Source organism: Streptomyces sp. O3 (assembly GCF_054788135.1).
On the sequence record NZ_JBTVYK010000042.1, the window covers coordinates 24,481 to 45,490 of the forward strand.

Consider the following 21,010-nt stretch of genomic DNA (forward strand, 5'->3'; position numbering starts at 1 on the left):
GGCTACCTTGGAGTCAGACGTGGACCTACAGTTCATCGGAATCGATCCCGACACAGGCAAGAACGGGTCACCCACGGTCTGGGTGGACCAGGGGAACGCGGACATCGTGATCCAGAGCTACACCGCTGATGAGGCGACCCGGACCGAGTGCGCTCAGAACACGTCGCCTGGACATGTACCGGGCATCCCGGCCCACGAGACCGTCATCCGTATCCCGGTCCGCGTCGCATCGATCCTGAGGGAGGCGTGCGATGCCGCAGAACGCGCTCAGCTTTGACGACCTCTTCGAGGCGGCACAACGCTCGGCCGTGCACCTCGAAATGCGCGATCAGTACGCCGTTGGCGACGAGGCCGACGACTTCAACACCTGGCAGGCCACAGGGAAGAGGGACATCGATCCCTCCTCGGAGTACTGGGCACCGTGGGTAGGCATGATCTCCCAGGCGGTCGCGCGCGGCGTTACCGTGCGTCGGGCCCGCATCGTCTCCGAGCCGGTCACTGACTACATCCGCTACGAGCACGCCGGAACCGTCGTCAACGTCACGGCCGGGGAACAAGTCCGGTGGCTGCCCCGCCCGGAGGCGGTTGACCTCATGTTGCCGGGCGCAGACCTGTGGATCTTCGACGGGGCGCAGGTCCTGTTCAACCACTTCACAGGCGATGGCAACTGGGCGACCCCGGACATGGAGTTGAGGGCCGAACCTCATATTGTCAAGCAGTGCGTGGATGCCTTCGAAGCCGTCTGGGACCGCGCCATCACCCACGACCAGTACGCGATCCACTGACAGAAAGCACCGTTGGCAGCTCATGTCCTTCTCTCCGTCCTCCTCGGCCCAAGCCGCCCGCGAGAATGTGGCGCGGCAGCTCCGCGGCTTGCGGAGGAACGCTGATCTGACAGTCACCGAGCTCGCCTCCCAGTGCGGCTGGCATCACGCCAAGACGTCCCGCATCGAGAACGCCCGCACCCCGCCGTCGCCGACGGACATCCGCTTGTGGTGCCGTGTGACGGACGCCGTCGGCCAGACAGAGGACCTGATCGCGGCGTCGCAGCATGCCGAGTCTCTGTACCGGGAGTGGCGGCAACGTGTCCGGTCCGGCCTCAAGAAGCTTCAGGACAGCTATGTTGAGCTGTACCGGTCAACTGGGCTGTTGCGTGTGTACTCCCCCGTCCTGATACCTGGCCTACTCCAGACGCAGGGTTACGCAAGGGTTCTGCTGTCGATGAACGCCCGATTCCTCGACGTGCCCGACGACGGGGCGGAGGCCGCCGCGGCACGTCTGCGGCGGTCGCAGGTCATCCATGAGCCGGGCCATCGCTTCATGTTCCTCATCGAGGAAGCGGTGCTCCACTACCAGCTCGGCGACTCGGACGTGATGGCCGCGCAACTGGGCTACCTGCTCACCGCCGGCGCACTCCCCCAGGTGTCGTTGGGCATCGTCCCCATGTCGACGCACGACCGGACACTGTGGCCGCAGGAGACGTTCGACGTGCACGACGACACATTGGTATCAGTCGAGTTGCTCTCCGCGGAGGTGAACATCACCCAGCCCTCTGAGGTCGCCTTGTACCTGAAGGCGTTCGAGCAGCTGCGCAGCATGGCGGTATACGGGGCTGACGCGCGGGCCTTGGTCTTGAAGGCGATCGAAGCGCTGCACTGACTCCGGGTGAGACGAGAGCCCCGCCGCGCGGAACGGTCAGGTGCGCAGATACGACGCGCCGTTGACGTCGAGTACCGTGCCCGACGACCACTCGGCAGCCGGTGAGGCGAGCCACAGCACCGCCGCGGCGACCTCGTCGGCGTCCGCGACGCGGCCGAACGGGCTCTGCGCCCGGATCGCCTCGCCCTCCGCGCCGCTCAGCCGATGCGCCACCCGCTCGGTCTCGAAGAAGCCGGGCGCGACGGACGCCACGCCGATCCCGTACGGCGCCAGGGACACGGCCAGCGACTGCCCCAGCGCGTGCACGGCCGCCTTGGTCGCGCCGTAGGCCGGGTGGTCGGGTTCGCCGCGGAAGGCGCCGCGCGACCCGATGTTGACGATGCGTCCGGCACTGCCCTGGTCGATCATCCGCCGCCCCGCGAGATGGCTGAGGTGCGCCGTGGCGAGCAGGTTGACCGCGACATGCTGCTGCCACAGCGCCGTCCACTGCTCGTACGACGTCTCCGGCAAGGGGTGGCGCAGATTCACGGCCGCGTTGTTCACCAGGATGTCGATCCCGCCCAGCGCGTCGGCGGCCTGCCCGGCGACCCGCTCGGCCCCGGCCGGGTCGGCGAGGTCCCCGCCGACCAGCGCATGCCCGGAGCCGTCCAGCGAGGCCAGGGTCCGCTCAGCCGCGTCGCGGCGCGGGCGATGACATCGAAGCGGGCCTCTCGACGTGGGACAGAGTTCAACCGCCGTTTATACGCGGGCGGGACGGTAGGCACGAAATGGCGGCACCATCGCATGCCCTCCTCACCGCTCAAGGAGACCCGATGCCACTCACCCGCAGGGACTTCGCCACCCGGTCCGCGCTCACCGGCGCGGGAGTCGCCCTGACCGGAACAGCCGCGGTGCTGGCCACCGCCGAAGGGGCCCTGGCCGTCGAGGACATCGACGGCCAGGGCACGGACGTCGAGGGCACGGGCGTCGACGGCGGGGCCGGGCGCGCGAGGCGGCGGCCCGCCTGCCCCGGCTACGGCCCGCTGGTCCCCGACCCCGACGGCGTCCTCGCGCTGCCCGCGGGATTCTCGTACCGGATCCTCACCGAATCCGGCGGAACCAAGCTGGAGAGCGGCGAGTTCACCCCCGAGAAGCAGGACGGCACGGCCGCCTTCGAGGGCCGCGGCGGGGTGACCCTGCTGGTCGTCAACCACGAACTCAAGGGCGGCAGAGCGCGCTGGCGGCATCCGGTGCCGCTGGCCGAAGGGCTGGTCTACGACCCCGCCGCGTCCGGCGGCTGCACGGTCGTGGAGGTCCGCGGGGGCGGCGAGGTCGCCCAGTGGGTGGGCATCGCGGGCACCTCCACCAACTGCGCGGGCGGACGCACCTCCTGGGGCACCTGGCTGACCTGCGAGGAGAACTCCGACCTGGCCGGTGAGAACGGCATGACCAAGGACCACGGCTATGTCTTCGAGGTCGACCCCTACGACCGCCGCGCCAACCGCGGCCCCAAGCCGCTGAAGTTCTTCGGCCGATACGACCACGAGGCCGTGGTGATCGACCCCAAGCGCGGGCACGCCTATCTCACCGAGGACGACAAGCGGCCCAACGGCCTGCTCTTCCGCTGGGTGCCTCCGAAGGGCTTCCGGCACGGTCGCGGCCAGCTCCGTACCCTCGCCGACGACGCGGGCGTACTCCAGGCCCTCAGGTGCGTCGACTCCGGCGGCCGTTACGTCGACGACCTGTCGCGCGCCACGAAGATCGGCACGGTGTACGGCGTGGACTGGGTGGACGTGCCCGACCGCGACGCCCGCGAGGTCCCGGTGCGCAAGCAGTTCGGGCCCGGCGAGGTCACCCGCGCCCGCAAGCTGGAGGGCATGTGGTGGGGCGACGGCGGCGCGTACCTCGTCGCCTCCTACGCGCGCGACGACGACAGCCCCGGCGAACCGCACGACGGCCAGGTCTGGTTCTACGACCCGCGCCACCGCACCCTCACCCTGAAGGTGCGGCTCGGGGTACACCCGGACCCGTGGGAGCACGGCTCACTCGGCGGCCCGGACAACATCACCGTCTCGCCCTACGGCGGCCTGATCATCGCCGAGGACGGCGAGGGCCTCCAGCATCTCTTCGGCGCGACCGACAGCGGGCGCACGTACCCGATCGCCCGCAACCAGGTGAACATCGGCACCGAGGACGAGCCGGAGTTCAGCGAGTTCACCGGAGTCGTGTTCTCCGCCGACGGCAGGACCCTGTACGCCAACATCCAGGAACCGGGCTACACGCTGGCCATCACTGGCCCGTGGAAACGCCAGCGCCCCTGATCGACGGATGCCCCCTCGCCTCCGAGCGCCTGCGGAGCACCCCGCGGGCGTTCGGGCGGGCGTCCCGCGGGCCCTCGTACGGGAGCCCCGCGGGCGCTCGGACGGGGAGCCCCGCGGGCTCCGGCGGGAGCCCCCGCGCACCGGCTTGGCGCGCCGCTGGGAAGCGCCGCGCCGCCGCGCGTACGTGCGCCCCCTACTCGCCCCGCAGCGACCGGGCCTTGAACGCCGCCTTGCGGGCCTCCTTGGCCACCTGCTTGTCGGGGTGCAGTCGCCCCATCGCCTCCAGGACGTCGGCGGTCGCCGGGTGGTCGACCCGCCAGGCCGTGTCGAAGAAGCCGCTGTGCTGCTCGGCCAGACCCTCCACCAGGCCCTGGAGTTCGTCGGAGTTGCCCTCGGCGGCGAGCTGCGCGGCGATGGTGTCGACGGTCAGCCAGTAGACCATCGCCTCGCTCGGCGCCGGCACGTCCGCGGCCGCGCGTTCGGTGAGCCAGACGCGGGCCAGGCCGCCGAGTTCCGCGTCGTCGAGCACCTCGCGCAGCGCGGGCTCGGCCTGGTCGTCCACCAGGGACAGGGCCTGCTGGCAGTGCAGGCGGCGCAGCGGCGCACGCTCGTCGCCGCCGCGCGCGGCGGCCAGCAACTCCCGTGCGGCGGCGAGGGGTTCGCGCCTGGCGAGCCACTGCTCGGTCTCGGCGCGGGCCGCGGACTGCGGGAAGTCGGCGGTGAGGTCGAGGAGGGTGTCGGCGCCCTTGTCCGCGAGGTCGCCCACGGCGGGCGCGTCGATCCCGGCCTCCAGCATCCGGGCGCGTACGCCGTACAGGCCGAGCGGGGTCAGCCGCACGAGTCCGTAGCGGGAGACGTCCTCCTCGTCGGCGGGCGTGTCCAGCGGCTCGGGCTCCGTACCGGCCTCGGCCATCAGCGTCTCGTCGACGGGCTGGAACTCGACGAGACCGATCGGCTCCAGCGTCCGGAACTGGTCGTCCAGGCGCATCATCGCGTCGGAGACCTGCTCCAGGATGTCGTCGGTGGGCTCGCCCATGTCGTCGGGCACGATCATCGACGCGGCGAGCGCGGGCAGCGGCACCGGCTCGCCGCCGGCCCCCGGGCCCCCGGCGTCCGGACCGCTCGTGGCGACCTCGCCGACGGTCAGCAGATAGAGGTTGCCGAGTACGCCGTCCAGGAAGTCGGCTTCGGCGTCCGGGTCCCAGTCCAGCTCGTCCAGGTTGAGGTCGCCGCCGTTGTGCAGCGCGTCGACGATGCCGTCCAGGTCGGGCACGGTGGCGTCGGCGAGTACGGTCTCCAGGGCGGCGAGCCAGAGCGCGAGGATGTCCTGCGGGCTGCCCGACGTGACGAGCGCGAGGTCCTCCCCGGCGGTGACGGCGCCTTCGGCGTCGTCCGACTCGCCCGAGCCGGCCGGGTCGCCGTCAACGATGTCCACCAGGCCGGTGTCCACCGCGACCCGCCAGGCCTCGCTGGCGTACGCGGGGCCGTCCTCGTCGTCCGCGTCGTAGCCGAGGTGCGCCGCCGCGTCCGGCAGTTGGGCGTCGACGAGTTCGCCGCCTGCGCCGACCCGCGTGTGCGGACCCGCCCAGCGGGCGAGCCGCACGGCGCGGGCGAGCAGCGGGCTGGCGAGCGCGTCCCGCGCGAGCTCCGCCTCGGAAGTCAGCCGTACCGGCGGCAGGGTGGAGCGTTCTGAGGACATCGGCTGGTTCTCTCCTCGGGCGGACTCAGAGGTCTCGGTGGATCCGGGTTCGGTCTGGGCGGGTATGAGGGGGATCGCGGTGGATCTCGGGGGATCCCGCGGGTCTCGGTGGTTCTGGCCCAGACCCAGCGTAGACGGATTTCGCCCCCTGCCGCCCGGTTCATGTACTCGTCAGAAGCCGTCCATCGATGAACCCTTGACAAGTTCCTTGACGACAGAAGAGATTGACGCGCGTAGAACTCCAGGGCCTTCCGGCCGCTCTCCCCTCATCCAGCACGGAGTCCGTCGATGCCACCGCGAATAGCGATGCCTTCCTCCCCCGCTTCCCACCGCACGGTCCGCCGCTCCGCGGCCGTCTCCGCCGTCGTGGCCACCGCACTGGCCGCGGGGCTCCTCTCCGCCACCACCGCCAGCTCCGCCCCGGCCGACGCGTACGGGAGCGCCGGGGCCGTCCGCATCCACGACATCCAGGGCGGCACCCGCCTCTCGCCGCTCGCCGGGCAGCGGGTCAGCGATGTCTCCGGCATCGTGACCGGGGTCCGCACCTACGGCTCGCGCGGCTTCTGGATCCAGGACCCGCGGGCCGACGCCGATCCCGCCACCAGCGAAGGCGTCTTCGTCTACACCGGGTCCGCGCCCACCGTGAAGACGGGCGACGCGGTACGGGTGTCCGGCCTCGTCGGCGAGTACATTCCGGGCGGCGCCAAGTCCGGCAACCAGTCGGTCACCCAGATCTCCAAGCCGACGGTCACCGTGGACTCCTCGGGCAACGCGCTGCCCGCCCCCGTGGTCATCGACGCCGGGGCCGTGCCCGACGCGTACGTACCCGACGGCGACCCGGCCGACGGCGGCAGCGTCAACGGGCTGGAACTGCGGCCCGACGCCTACGCCCTGGACTTCTACGAGTCGCTGGAGGGCATGAACGTCGCCATCGGCACCTCTCGTGTGGTCGGCCCCAGCACCAAGTACGGGGAGCTGTGGGTCACGGTCGAGCCCGAGCAGAACGCCAGCCCGCGCGGCGGGACCGTCTACGGTTCGTACACCTCGCAGAACGGCGGGCGGCTGAAGGTCGAGCAGCTCGCCCCGTTCTCCGAGCGGCCGTTCCCGCAGGCTGACGTCGGGGACGAGCTGACCGGCCGGACCGAGGGCCCGCTGGACTTCGACCAGTACGGCGGCTACAACCTGGTCGCCCGCACCCTGGGCACGGTCGCCGGCAACGGGCTTGAGCCGGAGAAGACCCGCAAGCAGCGCCGCAAGGAGCTGGCCGTCGCCACGTACAACGTGGAGAACCTCAGCGCGGCCGACTCGCAGGAGAAGTTCGACGCGCTCGCCGGCGCGGTGGTGGACAACCTCGCGAGCCCCGACATCCTCACGCTGGAGGAGATCCAGGACAACAGCGGCCCGGAGAACGACGGCACGGTCGCCGCCGACGAGACCCTGAAGCGGTTCACGGACGCGATCGAGGCCGCGGGCGGGCCCGCCTACGACTGGCGCTCGATCGACCCCGAGAACAACCAGGACGGCGGCCGGCCGGGCGGCAACATCCGCTCGGTGTTCCTGTTCAACCCCGCGCGGGTGTCGTTCACCGACCGGCCGGGCGGCGACGCCACCACCGCGACCGGTGTGGTCAAGCGGCGGGGCAAGGCCGCGCTGACCCACTCGCCGGGCCGGGTCGACCCGACGAACGACGCCTGGGACAACAGCCGCAAGCCGCTCGCGGGCGAGTTCACCTTCCGCGGCCGCACGGTGTTCCTGATCGCCAACCACTTCGGCTCCAAGGGCGGGGACCAGTCGCTGACCGCGCACCTCCAGCCGCCGAACCGCAAGTCCGAGGCGAAGCGGCTGCGGCAGGCGCAGGCCGTCAACGGCCTGGTGAAGGACATTCTGGCGATCCAGAAGAAGGCCGACGTCATCGTGCTCGGCGACATCAACGACTTCGAGTTCTCGGCGACCACGAAGGCGCTGACCGACTGCGGGGTGCTCTACCCGGCCGTCAAGTCGCTGCCCCGCGAGGAGCGGTACTCGTACGTCTACCAGGGCAACAGCCAGGTCCTCGACCAGATCCTGACCAGCCCGTCGATTCGCCGCTTCGAGTACGACAGCGTGCACATCAACGCGGAGTTCGCCCAGCAGAACAGCGACCACGACCCGCAGGTGCTGCGCTTCCGGCCGTGACTCCCCGTGAGCCGGGCCGGGTTCCTGGCGCCAGGAGCCCGGCCCGGCTCACGCCGCGGCGGCGCTGAGGCTGATCGCGGGCAGGTAGCGCCGTACGCCGCCGCCCGAGGTCAGTCCAGGGAAGTTCCGCACCCGGTGCCACTGAGGCGTGGGGCTGCCGATGCCGTCACCGGGGGCCGCGAGCGCCTCGATATGGGCCTGCTCGCTCTCCCACTCGGCGTAGTTGAGCACGCGGGCGCCGTCCAGGCTGGTGTGGAAGTGGCCGGAGACGCCGCCGGGGTGCGGCTTCTCGTCGGAGTCCAGCGCGTCGAAGACGGCGTCGACCCAGTCCTGTTGCCGCCGTGCGTCCGGTCCTTCGAACTCCACGTCGACGATCACGATGGCGCCGGGGGTACGAGGCTCGTCGTGCGGCGTCGTGCTGCGGTAGAGCTCGTACTTGTCGAGCGCGACGCGCTCGATGCCGGGCACGGCGGCGTCGATCTCCGCGTTCCGCTCATCGCGGTGCTCCCGTACGAACGCGTCGAACGCCTGGACGTCGCGCCATTGCGAGTAATGCAGCAGGGTGTCCCCGTCGGTGCCGGTGAGGACGCTGTACCCGACGAGGTCGGCGGTCGGCCAGGGCCTGCGCTCCCACGTCGCGCGGATCGCCTCCACCGCCGCCCGCTGACGCTCGGGGGCGCCGACCCGCCAGGTGCTGACGAGTACCGCGCCGACGCCGGGGCGGGTGATCCGGGGCAGGGTGTCGATGCGCACGTTCATGCCGAACTCCTCAGTTCAGGAACCCCGTTCGGGGTGCTGTGACTCCATGATCAAACCTCAACCAAGGTTGACGTCAAGGACGGTCTGAGGACGGGGGCCCGGGACTGGCCGGGTGAACGCGGCGCGGCCCGCGCCGGACGGTGTCCGGTGCGGGCCGCGGCGTCGACTCTCGGCGTCCGCTCAGTCGTTGCTGTGCAGGATGTCGTTGAGCCCGCCCCAGACGGCGTTGTTCGGGCGGGCCTCGACGGTGCCGCTCACGGAGTTGCGGCGGAAGAGGATGTTGCTCGCGCCGGACAGCTCGCGGGCCTTGACGATCTGGCCGTCGGGCATCGTCACGCGCGTACCGGCCGTGACGTAAAGCCCCGCCTCGACCACGCACTCGTCGCCGAGCGCGATGCCGACACCGGCCTCGGCGCCGATCAGGCAGCGTTCGCCGATGACGATGCGCTCCTTGCCGCCGCCGGAGAGGGTGCCCATGGTGGAGGCGCCGCCGCCGATGTCCGAGCCGTCGCCGATGACGACGCCCGCGGAGATCCGGCCCTCGATCATGGAGGTGCCCAGGGTGCCCGCGTTGAAGTTCACGAAGCCCTCGTGCATGACCGTGGTGCCCTCGGCGAGGTGCGCGCCGAGCCGGACCCGGTCGGCGTCGGCGATCCGTACGCCCTTGGGGGCCACGTAGTCCGTCATCCGCGGGAACTTGTCGACGCTGGTGACCTGGAGGTGCAGTCCGGCGGCGCGGGCGTTCAGCCGCACGGTCTCCAGCTGGTCGACGGCGACCGGACCGAGCGAGGTCCAGGCGTTGTTGGAGAGCAGCCCGAAGACCCCATCGAGGTTCTGACCGTGCGGACGGACCAGGCGGTGGCTGAGCAGGTGCAGACGCAGATAGGCGTCGTGGGCGTCCAGCGGCTTGTCGTCGAGCGAGGCGATGACCGTACGGACCGCGACGACGTCCACGCCCCGGAGCGCGTCCGTCCGGATCGCCTTGGCCGCGCCCTCGCCGAGCAGCTCGACGGCGCGCTCGGCGCTCAGCCGCTCGGTACCGGCGGGGCCGGGCTCGGCGGCCAGTTCGGGGGCGGGGAACCAGGTGTCCAGGACGGTGCCGTCGGCGGCGAGCGTGGCGAGCCCGGCGGCGACGGCGCCGGTGGTGCGGAAAGCAGTCGTATCGGTCATGGCAGAAACCTAACCGGCACCGGACCACAGAGGCGAACCGGTCTCAGCCACCGAGCGCCCCGAAGGGGCACGGGGCCGTACCCCTATGCGGCTTCCGCCGCGTGGGCGCGACAAGCCACAACGCACCCGCAGGTGACGTACCAGCCCTCGCGGCGCTGGCGAGCGTGGACGCCGCGCGGGCGGCGCGAGCCGACCGTCACCTCACCCGCGGCCACCCGCAGCCGCACCATGAATGAGGCGGGCGAGCATCTCGCGTGTGTACTCCTCGTCGTACTCACCGCCGGTGAGCAGCACCTGGAGGCAGACGCCGTCGATGAGCGCGGCCAGGGCCCGCGCGGTCACCGGGTCGGTGCGGCGGGCCAGTACGTCGGCGACGCCGCACCACTCCGCGGCGACCGGACGCAGCGCGGGCCTGCGCAGCGCCGCGAGGTACAGCTCGTACTCCAGCTCGACGCCGGTGCGCTCACCGGAGATCCACTCCCCCGTCAGCTGGGCCAGCTCCGCGGCGAGATCGGTGCGCGGGTCGTCCAGGCCGGGATGCTTCTGCGCGACCTTGGTGAAGCCCTCGTTGGTCTGCCGCAGCGCCGCGACCATCAGGTCGTCGAGGTTCTTGAAGTGGTACGTGGTCGAGCCGAGCGGCACATCGGCCTCGGCCGCGACCGACCGGTGGCTGAGCCCGGCGATGCCCTTGCGGCCCACCACGCGGATCGCGGCGTCGATGATGCGCTGGCGGCGCTCGGGGTCGTAGCGGCGGGCTGCCATCAGTGCGCCCCGCCCAGGTTGAGCAGCACCACGCCGCCGACGACGAGGGCGATCCCGGCCAGCCGCGCGGCGCTCGCCGCCTCGCCGAGGAACACCATGCCGATCGCGGCGACCGCCGCGGTGCCGACCCCGGCCCAGATCGCGTAGGCCGTACCGACCTGCATGGTCTTCAGGGTCTGCGCGAGCAGCGTGAAGGCGAGCAGATATCCGGCGACGGTCACCAGGGACGGCCAGAGCCTGGTGAACCCCTCGCTGTACTTCATGGCCGTGGTTCCGGCCACCTCCGCCGCGATGGCCGCGGCCAGCAGTCCGTATCCCATGCGTACGAGCGTACACAACGTTGTGTACGACTGTACACAGTCGTCGCGCACCACCGGGTGCCCACGTGCGGGCGGCGGGGGATATCGTGTCGCGACCTCCCGGTCATCCGGGACGCACAGGAACAACGGAGTAAAAAGCGATGGCGAACACATCGGGGTGGGGACCTCAGGGCTGGGGACCTCCAGGCCCCCCAGGCTGGGGGGCTCCGGGCTGGGGAGCTCCGGGCTGGGGACAGGGCTGGGCGGCGCAGCCGCCGAAGCCCGGAGTGGTCCCGCTGGCACCGCTCACCGTCGGAGACATACTCGGCGGCGGGTTCTCCGCGCTGGGGCGCAACCTCAAGCCGCTGGTCGCCATGGCCGCGGCGATCCTGCTCAGCGCGGGCCTGCTGACCGGCGCCGCCTTCGGCATCGCGGCGTACACGGTCTTCGACCATCTGCGGACGCTCTTCGACCTGCCGGCCGGCGAGTCGGCGGACTCCGCCGACGTCATCCCGGTGCTCGGCGCCTTCGGCGGCGCGGGGCTGGCCTCGCTGCTGGTCTTCGTGGTGACGCTGGCCCTGATGAACGCCGCCTGCCTGGTCGTCGTCCAGGACGCGGTGCTCGGCCGACGGCCGTCCTTCGGCGAGGTCTGGCGGCGCGCGTCACCCCGGATCCCGGCGATGCTCGGCACGCAGCTCCTCTACTCGCTGATCGTCGCCGTGCCGTTGCTCCTGGTCGGGCTCGTCGCGTTCCTGACAGGCACGGTGGCCGACAGCGACGGGACGTCGTTGGGCACCGCCTTCGCGGTCTTCCTGATCGGCATGCTGGCCCTGTGGCCCCTGGCGACCTGGCTCTATGTCCGCTACAGCCTCGCCCCGGCCGCCGTGGTCTTCGAGAAGCAGGGCCCGGTGGGGGCGCTGCGCCGCTCGGCGGAGCTGGTGCGGGGCGCGTGGTGGCGGACCTTCGGCATCCAGCTGCTGGTCATGGTCATCGCCGGCGTGATCGGCTACTTCGCCAGCATGCCGTTCAGCTACGGCGGCGTGTTCGTCTCCCTGGCCATGATGCCGGGCGGCGATCCGGCGGGGGGCGAGCTCGTCGTCCCGCTGGCGGCCCTCGGAGTGCTCTATGTGCTCGGCATGGTGGTCCACCAGTTCATCACCACCGTGCTGCCCCAGCTGTCGGTCGGCCTGCTGTACGTGGACCGCCGCATCCGGGTCGAGAACCTCGCCCCGGCGCTGGCCGAGGCGGCCGGGGTGCAGCCGCCCCCGCCGCCGTACCCAGGCCAGCCGTACGGCGGTGAGCCGCACCCGGCCCAGTCGCCCCAGTCGCCCTACGGCCAGCCGTACACGGGCTGAGCGCCGCCGCGCGGCACACCACGCCGAAGGACGAAGGGCCCCGTGCGGGAAGCACGGGGCCCTTCGGGCGTTCAGCGGTGTCGGCGTGCGGCGGCTCGCTCAGACGTTGAAGCCGAGCGCGCGAAGCTGCTCGCGGCCGTCGTCCGTGATCTTGTCCGGGCCCCACGGCGGCATCCAGACCCAGTTGATCCGGAGCTCGTTGACGATACCGTCGGTCGCGGACTTCGCCTGGTCCTCGATGACGTCGGTCAGCGGGCAGGCCGCGGACGTCAGCGTCATGTCGACGGTGGCGATGTTGGCGTCGTCGACGTGGACCCCGTAGATCAGTCCGAGGTTGACGACGTCGATGCCCAGCTCGGGGTCGACGACGTCCAGCAGCGCCTCGCGGACCTCCTCCTCGGAGGCGGGCTTGGCGACGGCCGCGGCGGCACCGTCGGCGGCGGGCGCCTCGGGGCTCTCCGCCGCCGTGCTCTCCGCCCCGGCGGTCTCCGCCGCCGCGTCCGTCTCGGTTACGGCGTTGTCAGTCATGCGATCTTCCTCACAGCACTCTCGCGGTCGTCCTCGCCCAGCGCCTGCGCCGTCGCGTCCTTCCACGCCATCCAGCTCAGCAGAGCACACTTCACGCGCGCCGGGTACTTGGAGACACCGGCGAACGCGACCGCGTCCTCCAGCACCTCCTCCATGGCGTCGTCCGGCTCCAGCTTGCCCTTGGACTGCATCAGCTCCAGGAACACCTCCTGGATGCGACGCGCCTCGGCCAGCTCCTTGCCGACCAGCAGGTCGTTCAGCACCGACGCGCTGGCCTGGCTGATCGAGCAGCCCTGCCCCTCGTACGACACGTCCGCGATGCGCGAGCCGTCGTACTTCACGCGAAGCGTGATCTCGTCGCCGCACGTCGGATTGACGTGGTGCACCTCGGCGTCGCCGTCCCGCAGGCCACGCCCGTGGGGGTGCTTGTAGTGGTCCAGGATCACTTCCTGGTACATGGAATCAAGCTTCACCAGTCAACCCTCAGCCGCTGCCTCGTCGTCCTCAACCGAAAAAGTTCCGTACGTGCTCCAAGCCGTCCACCAGCTGGTCGACCTCGGCCGGCGTGGAGTACAGATAGAACGACGCTCGCGTGGTCGCGGGAATTCCATACCGCAGGCAGACCGGCCGCGCGCAGTGGTGGCCGACCCGGACCGCGATGCCCTGTTCGTCCAGAACCTGGCCCACGTCGTGCGGGTGGATGTCGCCGAGTACGAAGGAGATCGCGGCGCCGCGGTCCTCGGCCGTCACCGGGCCGATGATCCTCAGGTCCGGGACCTCCCGCAGCCGCTGGACGGCGTACTCGGTGATCGCGTGCTCGTGCCGCGCGATCTTGTCCATGCCGATCGCGCTGAGGTAGTCCACGGCCGCGCCGAGCGCGATGGCCTGGGACACCGGGGGCGTACCGGCCTCGAACTTGTGCGGGGCGGGCGCGTAGGTCGAGGAGTTCATCGAGACGGTCTCGATCATCTCGCCGCCGCCGAGGAACGGCGGCAGGTCCTCCAGCAGCTCCTGGCGGCCCCACAGCACGCCGATGCCGGTCGGGCCGCACATCTTGTGGCCGGTGAAGGCCACGAAGTCGGCGCCCAGCGCCTGCACGTCCAGCGGCATGTGCGGGGCGGCCTGCGAGGCGTCGATCAGGACCAGCGCGCCGACCTCCTGGGCGCGGCGGACGATCGCCTCGACCGGGTTGAGGGTGCCCAGGATGTTGGAGACCAGGACGAAGGAAACGATCTTCGTCTTCTCGGTGATGACCTCGTTGATGTCGGACAGGTCGAGACGGCCGTCGTCGGTGAGGCCGAACCACTTCAGCTTCGCGCCGGTGCGCTGCGAGAGCAGCTGCCACGGAACGATGTTGGAGTGGTGCTCCATCTCCGTGATGACGATCTCGGTCTCGTGGTCCACGCGGTAGGGCTCGTCGGCCCAGCCGAGCATGTTGGCCACGAGGTTCAGCGACTCGGAGGCGTTCTTGGTGAAGATCACCTCGTCCCGGCTGGGCGCGTTGACGAACTCCGCGACCTTGTCTCGGGCGCCTTCGTACAGCGCCGTGGCCTCCTCGGCGAGGACATGCACGCCGCGGTGGACGTTGGCGTTGTGCTGCTCGTAGTACTCGGAGATCACGTCGAGCACCTGGCGCGGCGTCTGGGAGGTCGCCGCGTTGTCCAGGTAGACGAGTTTCTTGCCGTCGTGGAGCACCCGGTCCAGGATCGGGAAGTCCTTGCGGATCGCCTCAGTGTCGAGGAGGCCCGGCAGCTGTGTCACTCGGATGCGCCACCCTTCGTGTATGCCTCGTAGCCCTCGGCCTCCAGCTTGTCGGCGAGCTCCGCGCCGCCGGACTCGGCGATGCGGCCGTTCGCGAACACGTGCACGAAGTCGGGCTTGATGTAGCGCAGGATGCGCGTGTAGTGCGTGATCAGCAGGGTGCCGACCTCGCCGGTCTGGTGGACGCGGTTGACGCCCGCGGAGACCTGGCGCAGGGCGTCCACGTCCAGGCCGGAGTCGGTCTCGTCGAGGATCGCGATCTTCGGCTTGAGCAGCTCCAGCTGGAGGATCTCGTGGCGCTTCTTCTCACCGCCGGAGAAGCCCTCGTTGACGTTGCGCTCCGCGAAGGAGGGGTCCATCTGGAGGTCCTCCATCGCGGTCTTGACCTCCTTCACCCAGGTACGCAGCTTGGGGGCCTCGCCGCGGACGGCGGTGGCGGAGGTGCGCAGGAAGTTGGAGACCGAGACGCCGGGGACCTCGACCGGGTACTGCATGGCCAGGAACATTCCGGCGCGGGCGCGCTCGTCGACGGACATCTCCAGGACGTCCTCGCCGTCGAGGGTGACGGTGCCGCTGGTGATGGTGTACTTCGGGTGGCCCGCGATGGAGTACGCGAGGGTGGACTTGCCGGAGCCGTTGGGGCCCATGATGGCGTGGGTCTCGCCCTGCTTCACAGTCAGGTCGACACCCTTGAGGATCTCCTTCTCGGCGTTGTCCGCCTCGACGGTGACGTGCAGGTCTCGGATTTCAAGCGTTGCCATGGGTGCCTCAGGACTCCTGGGAGAGGGAGACGAGCACATCGTCCCCTTCGATCTTTACGGGGTATACGGGGACGGGGCGCGTCGCGGGAAGGCCGGACGGCTTGCCGGTGCGGAGGTCGAAGCTGGAGCCGTGCAGCCAGCACTCGATCTGGCAGTCCTCCACCTCGCCCTCGGAGAGCGAGACGTTCGCGTGCGAGCAGATGTCGTAGATCGCGAACACCTCGCCCTCGGTGCGGACGACCGAGACCGGCGTGCCGTCGAGTTCCACCCGCTTGGGGGTGTCCCCTTCCAGCTCGCTGAGGCCGCAGGCGCGTACGTACGTCATCAGACCGACGCCTCCAGCTCGGCCTCGATCTTGGCGAGCAGGCGCTCTTCGATGTCCGGGACGCCGATCTGCTGGACCAGCTCGGCGAAGAAGCCGCGCACCACGAGGCGGCGGGCCTCGGTCTGCGGGATGCCTCGGGACATCAGGTAGAAGAGCTGCTCGTCGTCGAAGCGGCCGGTCGCGCTCGCGTGCCCGGCGCCGACGATCTCGCCGGTCTCGATCTCCAGGTTCGGCACCGAGTCGACCCGCGCGCCGTCGGTGAGGACGAGGTTGCGGTTCATCTCGTAGGTGTCGGTGCCCTCGGCGGCGGCCTCGATGAGGACGTCGCCGATCCAGACGGCGTGCGCGTCGTCGCCCTGGAGCGCGCCCTTGTAAGCGACGTTGGACTTGCAGTGCGGGACGGCGTGGTCGACCAGGAGGCGGTGCTCCTGGTGCTGGCCGGCGTCGGTGAAGTACAGGCCGAACAGCTCGGCCTCGCCGCCGGGGCCCGCGTAGTCGACGCGCGGGTGCAGCCGTACGACGTCGCCGCCGAAGGTCACCACGACCGACTTGAAGGAGGCGTCCCGGCCGACCAGGGCGTTGTGCTGGGAGACGTGGACGGCGGTGTCGTCCCAGTCCTGCACGGAGACGACGGTGACCTTGGCGCCGTCGCCGATCAGGAAGTCGACGTTGGCGGCGCGGACGGCGTCGCCGGTGTGGTCGATGACGATGACGGCCTCGGCGAAGGCGCCGACGTCGAAGACGGTGTGCCCGAAGGTGGTGCCGCCCTCGCCGTGCAGGCTGACCCGCACCGGCTCGGTGAGCACCCGCTCCTTGGGCACCGAGACGACGGTCGCCTTCTCGAAGGACGAGAACGCCTGGGCGGCGACCCGGTCGACCGGCTTGCCGGCCTTGCCGACGCGCGCGTCGTCTCGGGTCACGGCCTCGACGGTGACGCCTTCGGGGGCGTCGATCTCGGCCTTGAGGACGCCGTCGGCCTTCGCGGTGCCGTCGTGCAGACCCTTGAGGCGCTCCAGCGGCGTGAACCGCCACTCCTCCTCGCGGCCGTGCGGGACCGGGAAGTCCGCCACGTCGAAGGACGGGGGCGCACTCATACGGGTGGCGACGGTGGACTCGGCGGCCACCGCGATGGATCCGGCGGTGGTGGATCCCACCGGGATGTTCTGAGCCTCAGCCATGGCTGTCGTAGTGCTCTCTCTCTGGGTCAAGACGTGTAGCTGCGGGATGCGGGCGGTGGCGTCAGCCGACCGCGCCTTCCATCTGCAGCTCGATCAGCCGGTTGAGCTCCAGCGCGTACTCCATGGGCAGCTCCTTGGCGATCGGCTCGACGAAGCCGCGCACGATCATGGCCATCGCCTCGAACTCGGTCAGGCCGCGGCTCATCAGGTAGAACAGCTGGTCCTCGGAGACCTTGGACACGGTGGCCTCGTGGCCCATGGACACGTCGTCCTCGCGGACGTCCACGTACGGGTACGTGTCCGAGCGGGAGACGGTGTCGACCAGCAGCGCGTCACAGAGCACGTTGGACTTCGCGCCCGGAGCGCCCTCGCCGATCTCGATCAGGCCGCGGTAGGAGGTGCGGCCGCCGCCGCGCGCCACCGACTTGGAGACGATGTTCGACGAGGTGTTCGGGGCCATGTGGACCATCTTGGCGCCGGCGTCCTGGTGCTGGCCCTCGCCCGCGAAGGCGATGGACAGGGTCTCGCCCTTGGCGTGCTCGCCCATCAGGTAGACGGCCGGGTACTTCATGGTCACCTTGGAGCCGATGTTGCCGTCGACCCACTCCATGGTCGCGCCCTCGTAGGCCACGGCGCGCTTGGTGACCAGGTTGTAGACGTTGTTCGACCAGTTCTGGATGGTCGTGTAGCGGCAGCGGCCGCCCTTCTTGACGATGATCTCGACGACCGCGGAGTGCAGCGAGTCCGACTTGTAGATCGGCGCGGTGCAGCCCTCGACGTAGTGGACGTAGGCGTCCTCGTCGACGATGATCAGGGTGCGCTCGAACTGGCCCATGTTCTCGGTGTTGATCCGGAAGTAGGCCTGCAGCGGGATCTCGACGTGCACGCCCTTCGGCACGTAGATGAAGGAGCCGCCGGACCACACCGCGCTGTTCAGCGAGGCGAACTTGTTGTCGCCGACCGGGATGACCGTGCCGAAGTACTCCTTGAAGAGCTCCGGGTGCTCCTTGAGCGCGGTGTCGGTGTCCAGGAAGATGACGCCCTGCTCCTCCAGGTCCTCGCGGATCTGGTGGTAGACGACCTCGGACTCGTACTGGGCGGCGACACCGGCGACCAGGCGCTGCTTCTCGGCCTCGGGGATGCCCAGCTTGTCGTAGGTGTTCTTGATGTCCTCGGGCAGATCCTCCCAGGACTCGGCCTGCTGCTCGGTCGACCGCACGAAGTACTTGATGTTGTCGAAGTCGATGCCCGAGAGGTCGGAACCCCAGGTGGGCATGGGCTTCTTCTCGAACAGCTTGAGGCCCTTGAGGCGGAGCTTGGTCATCCACTCCGGCTCGTCCTTCTTGGCGGAGATATCGCGGACGACGTCCTCGCTCAGGCCTCGCTTGGCTGCGGCGCCGGCCGCGTCGGAGTCGGCCCAGCCGTATTCGTACTTACCCAGACCCTCGAGCTCAGGGTGGGCAGTCTCCTCGATGGGGAGAGTCATGCGGGGTTCCTCCCGGCCGTGCTTGCAGTGGTGGACTTGCTGGGGTGCTCGGTACGGGGAATGTGCGTGGTGCACACGCCGTCCCCGTGGGCGATGGTGGCCAGCCGCTGGACGTGGGTGCCGAGCAGACGGCCGAAGAACTCGGTCTCCGCCTCGCAGAGCTGCGGGAACTGCTCGGCCACGTGCGCAACGGGACAGTGGTGCTGGCACAGCTGCTCACCCTGTTGCGGCTGGGGCGCGCTACGCGCAGTAGCAGCGTACCCGTCGGCCGAGAGTGCCTTGGCCAGTGCCTCGGTGCGCTCATCGGGGGCGGCGCCGTCGAGCATCTTGCGGTAGGCCTCGGCCTGCGCCGCGAACCGCTCCCTGGCGAAGGCCGCGACCGCGGCCTCGCCGCGCTCGCCGCCGCCCGCCGCCTGGGCGATCCAGTTGAGGGCCTCGACGGCCAGCTTGTCGTACGACTGGTCGAAGGCGTCCCGGCCGCAGTCGGTCAGTGCGAACGCCTTGGCCGGCCGGCCGCGGCCGCGTGTGCCGTAAACGCGCTGTTCACGGGGTTCCACAACGGCGTCGGCGACCAGCGCGTCAAGGTGCCGGCGGACGGCCGGCTGGGTGAGCCCCAGACGCTTCGCGAGCTCGGCCACAGTGGACGGGCCGTGGTCCAGGATGGAGCGCGCGACGCGGTTGCGCGTGGAGTGATCCGAACGCGAACCCGCCGCGAGTTCCTCCTGCGGAGCCTCGCCAACGTTTTTCACAACGCCATTGTTGCGTAATTCCTTCGGCCCCGACAAGCCGCACAGGAAACGCACCTAGGTGGCTTCAGTCACTAAGGGTTACCTAATTCCGCTGGTCGGAAGCGGCCCCCGCACCGGCCCTCTTCCCCTCGTCAATAGACTTCGCGACATGCGCGCAGACCCCGTCACCGAGGTAGTCCAGATCCGCGGCCTGGTGAAACGGTATGGATCGAAGACCGCCGTCGACGGCCTCGACCTGACGGCGAGAGCGGGGATCACCGCCGTGCTCGGGCCGAACGGCGCGGGCAAGACCAGCACCGTCGAGACCTGCGAGGGCTACCGCGCACCCGACGCGGGCACGGTGCGCGTGCTGGGCCTCGACCCGATCGGGCAGGCCGCCGCGCTGCGGCCCAGGATCGGCGTGATGCTGCAGTCCGGCGGCGTCTACTCGGGCGCCCGCGCCGACGAGATGCTGCGGCACATGGCCCGGCTGCACGCCCACCCCCTGGACGTGGACGCGCTGATCGAGCGCCTGGGCCTCGGCGGCTGCGGGCGCACGACGTACCGCAGGCTCTCCGGCGGCCAGCAGCAGCGGCTCGCCCTGGCCATGGCCGTGGTGGGCCGCCCCGAGCTGGTCTTCCTGGACGAGCCGACGGCGGGCCTCGACCCGCAGGCCCGCCGCGCCGCCTGGGACCTCGTACGAGATCTGCGCGCCGACGGCGTGAGCACCATCCTCACCACCCACTACATGGACGAGGCCGAGCAGCTCGCCGACGATGTCGCGATCATCGACGAGGGCCGGGTGGCCGCCCAGGGCAGCCCCGAGGAGCTCTGCCGGGGCGGCGCCGAGAACACCCTGCGCTTCACCGGGCGTCCCGGACTCGACGTCGCCTCGCTGCTCAAGGCCCTGCCGATGGACGCCGCGGCGGCCGAGCTCACTCCGGGCTCGTACCGGGTGACCGGTACGGTCAGCCCGCAGCTGCTGGCCACCGTCACCTCGTGGTGCGCCCAGCACGGCGTCCTGCCGGACCGCATCTCGGTCGAGCGGCACACGCTGGAGGACGTCTTTCTGGAGCTGACCGGTAAGGAGCTGCGCTCATGACTCGGGCTCGCGCCACTGCCCCCGGCCGGGGGTCCGGGGGTTGTCCCCCGGAAAGACACAGCCTGGAGCTGACCGGTAAGGAGCTGCGCTCATGACTCGGGTTCGCACCACCGCCCCCGGCCGGGGGTCCGGGGGTTGCCCCCCGGAAAGACACAGCCTGGAGCTGACCGGTAAGGAGCTGCGCGGATGAGCGCCGGTACGTACACGCCGAAGCCGGGGGCCGCCCCGGTCGGGCGCATGATCGCGGCGCAGACGGCGCTCGAGACGAGGATGCTGCTGCGCAACGGCGAGCAGCTGCTGCTGACCGTCGTCATCCCCTCGCTGCTGCTGGTGCTGTTCTCGACGGTCGACGTCGTCGACACGGGGGCGGGCGAGCCCGTGGACTTCCTGGCGCCGGGCGTCCTGGCGCTCGCCGTGATGTCCACCGCCTTCACCGGGCAGGCCATCGCCACCGGCTTCGAGCGGCGGTACGGGGTCCTGAAGCGGCTGGGGACCTCGCCGCTGCCGCGGTGGGCGCTGATGGCGGCGAAGACCCTGGCGGTGCTGGTCACCGAGGTGCTCCAGGTCGCCCTGCTGACGGCGATCGCGTTCGGGCTCGGCTGGTCGCCGCACGGCGGCCCGCTGTCCGTGCTGCTGCTCCTGGTGCTCGGCACGGCGGCGTTCTCCGGGCTCGGGCTGCTGATGGCGGGAACCCTGCGGGCCGAGGCGACGCTGGCCGCGGCGAACCTGGTCTTCCTGCTGCTCCTGGTGGGCGGCGGGGTGATCGTGCCGCTGGACAAGTTCCCGGACGGGGCCCAGTCGGTGCTCGGGCTGCTGCCGATCTCGGCGCTCAGCGACGGGCTGCGGGACGTGCTGCGGGACGGCGCCGGGCTGCCCTGGGGGAACCTCGCGATCCTGGCGGTGTGGGCGGTGCTGGGCCTGGGCGCGGCCGCCCGGTTTTTCCGCTGGGAGTGATCTCGCAGG

The 21,010-nt window shown here is 70.6% G+C and carries 21 protein-coding genes and 1 pseudogene; 8 read left to right on the forward strand and 14 right to left on the reverse strand.

Going from position 1 to position 21,010, the window contains the following annotated elements:
- The first annotated feature begins 19 nt into the window (after positions 1 to 19).
- Genes ACX6XY_RS21195 through ACX6XY_RS21205 form a run of 3 tightly spaced genes read left to right on the forward strand, consistent with a single transcriptional unit; the run spans position 20 to position 1,659 of the window.
- Positions 20 to 277, forward strand: coding sequence for a hypothetical protein (locus tag ACX6XY_RS21195; RefSeq protein WP_460332913.1), 258 nt, complete (start codon positions 20 to 22; stop codon positions 275 to 277).
- Entirely contained in the window at positions 252 to 785 is a 534-nt protein-coding gene (locus tag ACX6XY_RS21200) for a DUF6879 family protein (protein ID WP_460332916.1), read from the forward strand. The genes ACX6XY_RS21195 and ACX6XY_RS21200 overlap by 26 nt, the downstream gene beginning before the upstream one ends.
- Positions 786 to 807: 22 nt before the next feature.
- On the forward strand, positions 808 to 1,659 hold the full coding sequence (locus ACX6XY_RS21205; RefSeq protein WP_460332919.1) for a helix-turn-helix domain-containing protein: 852 nt from the start codon (positions 808 to 810) through the stop codon (positions 1,657 to 1,659).
- Positions 1,660 to 1,695: 36 nt separating this feature from the next.
- Here the strand turns inward: ACX6XY_RS21205 and ACX6XY_RS21210 are convergent.
- A pseudogene (locus ACX6XY_RS21210) lies at positions 1,696 to 2,343 on the reverse strand (SDR family NAD(P)-dependent oxidoreductase); the annotation flags it as partial.
- Between the two features lie 128 nt (positions 2,344 to 2,471).
- Here ACX6XY_RS21210 and ACX6XY_RS21215 point away from each other — a divergent pair.
- A complete protein-coding gene (locus ACX6XY_RS21215) occupies positions 2,472 to 3,959 on the forward strand; it encodes an alkaline phosphatase PhoX (RefSeq protein ID WP_460332922.1) in 1,488 nt (495 codons plus the stop codon).
- 193 nt (positions 3,960 to 4,152) lie between these two features.
- On the opposite strand, the gene ACX6XY_RS21220 is transcribed toward ACX6XY_RS21215, so the two are convergent.
- Positions 4,153 to 5,658, reverse strand: a complete 1,506-nt coding sequence (locus tag ACX6XY_RS21220; RefSeq protein ID WP_460332925.1) for a hypothetical protein — start codon at positions 5,656 to 5,658, stop codon at positions 4,153 to 4,155.
- A 306-nt stretch (positions 5,659 to 5,964) separates the two neighbouring features.
- Between ACX6XY_RS21220 and ACX6XY_RS21225 the strand changes: the two genes are divergently transcribed.
- Positions 5,965 to 7,833, forward strand: coding sequence for an endonuclease/exonuclease/phosphatase family protein (locus ACX6XY_RS21225; RefSeq protein ID WP_460333000.1), 1,869 nt, complete (start codon positions 5,965 to 5,967; stop codon positions 7,831 to 7,833).
- 48 nt (positions 7,834 to 7,881) lie between these two features.
- Here the strand turns inward: ACX6XY_RS21225 and ACX6XY_RS21230 are convergent, their stop codons facing one another.
- From ACX6XY_RS21230 to ACX6XY_RS21245, 4 genes are all read right to left on the reverse strand, one after another.
- Entirely contained in the window at positions 7,882 to 8,592 is a 711-nt protein-coding gene (locus ACX6XY_RS21230) for an antibiotic biosynthesis monooxygenase (protein ID WP_460332928.1), read from the reverse strand.
- Positions 8,593 to 8,772: 180 nt separating this feature from the next.
- Positions 8,773 to 9,762, reverse strand: a complete 990-nt coding sequence (gene dapD, locus ACX6XY_RS21235) for a 2,3,4,5-tetrahydropyridine-2,6-dicarboxylate N-succinyltransferase (RefSeq protein WP_460332931.1) — start codon at positions 9,760 to 9,762, stop codon at positions 8,773 to 8,775.
- Positions 9,763 to 9,963: 201 nt separating this feature from the next.
- Positions 9,964 to 10,524, reverse strand: coding sequence for a TetR/AcrR family transcriptional regulator (locus ACX6XY_RS21240; protein ID WP_460332934.1), 561 nt, complete (start codon positions 10,522 to 10,524; stop codon positions 9,964 to 9,966).
- Positions 10,524 to 10,844: a DMT family transporter gene (locus ACX6XY_RS21245; protein ID WP_411058768.1), complete on the reverse strand. Its 321-nt coding sequence runs from the start codon at positions 10,842 to 10,844 to the stop codon at positions 10,524 to 10,526. The genes ACX6XY_RS21240 and ACX6XY_RS21245 overlap by 1 nt, the downstream gene beginning before the upstream one ends.
- Before the next feature lie 266 nt (positions 10,845 to 11,110).
- Between ACX6XY_RS21245 and ACX6XY_RS21250 the strand changes: the two genes are divergently transcribed.
- Entirely contained in the window at positions 11,111 to 12,178 is a 1,068-nt protein-coding gene (locus ACX6XY_RS21250) for a DUF7847 domain-containing protein (protein WP_460332938.1), read from the forward strand.
- A 99-nt stretch (positions 12,179 to 12,277) separates the two neighbouring features.
- Here ACX6XY_RS21250 and ACX6XY_RS21255 read toward each other — a convergent pair whose 3' ends face one another.
- From ACX6XY_RS21255 to ACX6XY_RS21290, 8 genes are all read right to left on the reverse strand, one after another.
- Positions 12,278 to 12,706 carry a metal-sulfur cluster assembly factor gene (locus ACX6XY_RS21255; protein ID WP_460332941.1) on the reverse strand — a complete coding sequence of 143 codons (429 nt, stop codon included), beginning with the start codon at positions 12,704 to 12,706 and terminating at the stop codon, positions 12,278 to 12,280.
- Positions 12,703 to 13,179: a Fe-S cluster assembly sulfur transfer protein SufU gene (gene sufU, locus ACX6XY_RS21260; protein WP_460332944.1), complete on the reverse strand. Its 477-nt coding sequence runs from the start codon at positions 13,177 to 13,179 to the stop codon at positions 12,703 to 12,705. The genes ACX6XY_RS21255 and sufU overlap by 4 nt, the downstream gene beginning before the upstream one ends.
- A gap of 31 nt (positions 13,180 to 13,210) precedes the next feature.
- Positions 13,211 to 14,467, reverse strand: coding sequence for a cysteine desulfurase (locus tag ACX6XY_RS21265; protein WP_460332947.1), 1,257 nt, complete (start codon positions 14,465 to 14,467; stop codon positions 13,211 to 13,213).
- Positions 14,464 to 15,228 carry a Fe-S cluster assembly ATPase SufC gene (gene sufC, locus ACX6XY_RS21270; RefSeq protein WP_460332949.1) on the reverse strand — a complete coding sequence of 255 codons (765 nt, stop codon included), beginning with the start codon at positions 15,226 to 15,228 and terminating at the stop codon, positions 14,464 to 14,466. The genes ACX6XY_RS21265 and sufC overlap by 4 nt, the downstream gene beginning before the upstream one ends.
- Before the next feature lie 7 nt (positions 15,229 to 15,235).
- A complete protein-coding gene (locus ACX6XY_RS21275; protein ID WP_411058776.1) occupies positions 15,236 to 15,553 on the reverse strand; it encodes a non-heme iron oxygenase ferredoxin subunit in 318 nt (105 codons plus the stop codon).
- Positions 15,553 to 16,731 carry a Fe-S cluster assembly protein SufD gene (gene sufD / locus ACX6XY_RS21280; RefSeq protein ID WP_460332953.1) on the reverse strand — a complete coding sequence of 393 codons (1,179 nt, stop codon included), beginning with the start codon at positions 16,729 to 16,731 and terminating at the stop codon, positions 15,553 to 15,555. Before sufD ends, ACX6XY_RS21275 begins: the two co-directional genes overlap by 1 nt.
- Positions 16,732 to 16,792: 61 nt before the next feature.
- Positions 16,793 to 18,217, reverse strand: a complete 1,425-nt coding sequence (gene sufB, locus ACX6XY_RS21285; RefSeq protein WP_460332956.1) for a Fe-S cluster assembly protein SufB — start codon at positions 18,215 to 18,217, stop codon at positions 16,793 to 16,795.
- The gene (locus ACX6XY_RS21290; protein ID WP_460332959.1) at positions 18,214 to 18,966 is read right to left on the reverse strand and encodes a helix-turn-helix transcriptional regulator; all 753 of its coding nucleotides are present in this window, start codon (positions 18,964 to 18,966) and stop codon (positions 18,214 to 18,216) included. Before ACX6XY_RS21290 ends, sufB begins: the two co-directional genes overlap by 4 nt.
- 148 nt (positions 18,967 to 19,114) lie before the next feature.
- On the opposite strand from ACX6XY_RS21290, the gene ACX6XY_RS21295 reads away from it, so the two are divergent.
- Positions 19,115 to 20,047, forward strand: coding sequence for an ABC transporter ATP-binding protein (locus ACX6XY_RS21295; protein ID WP_460332962.1), 933 nt, complete (start codon positions 19,115 to 19,117; stop codon positions 20,045 to 20,047).
- A 186-nt stretch (positions 20,048 to 20,233) separates the two neighbouring features.
- Complete coding sequence (locus ACX6XY_RS21300; RefSeq protein WP_460332965.1) at positions 20,234 to 21,001, forward strand: ABC transporter permease; 768 nt, start codon at positions 20,234 to 20,236, stop codon at positions 20,999 to 21,001.
- Positions 21,002 to 21,010 lie beyond the last annotated feature (9 nt).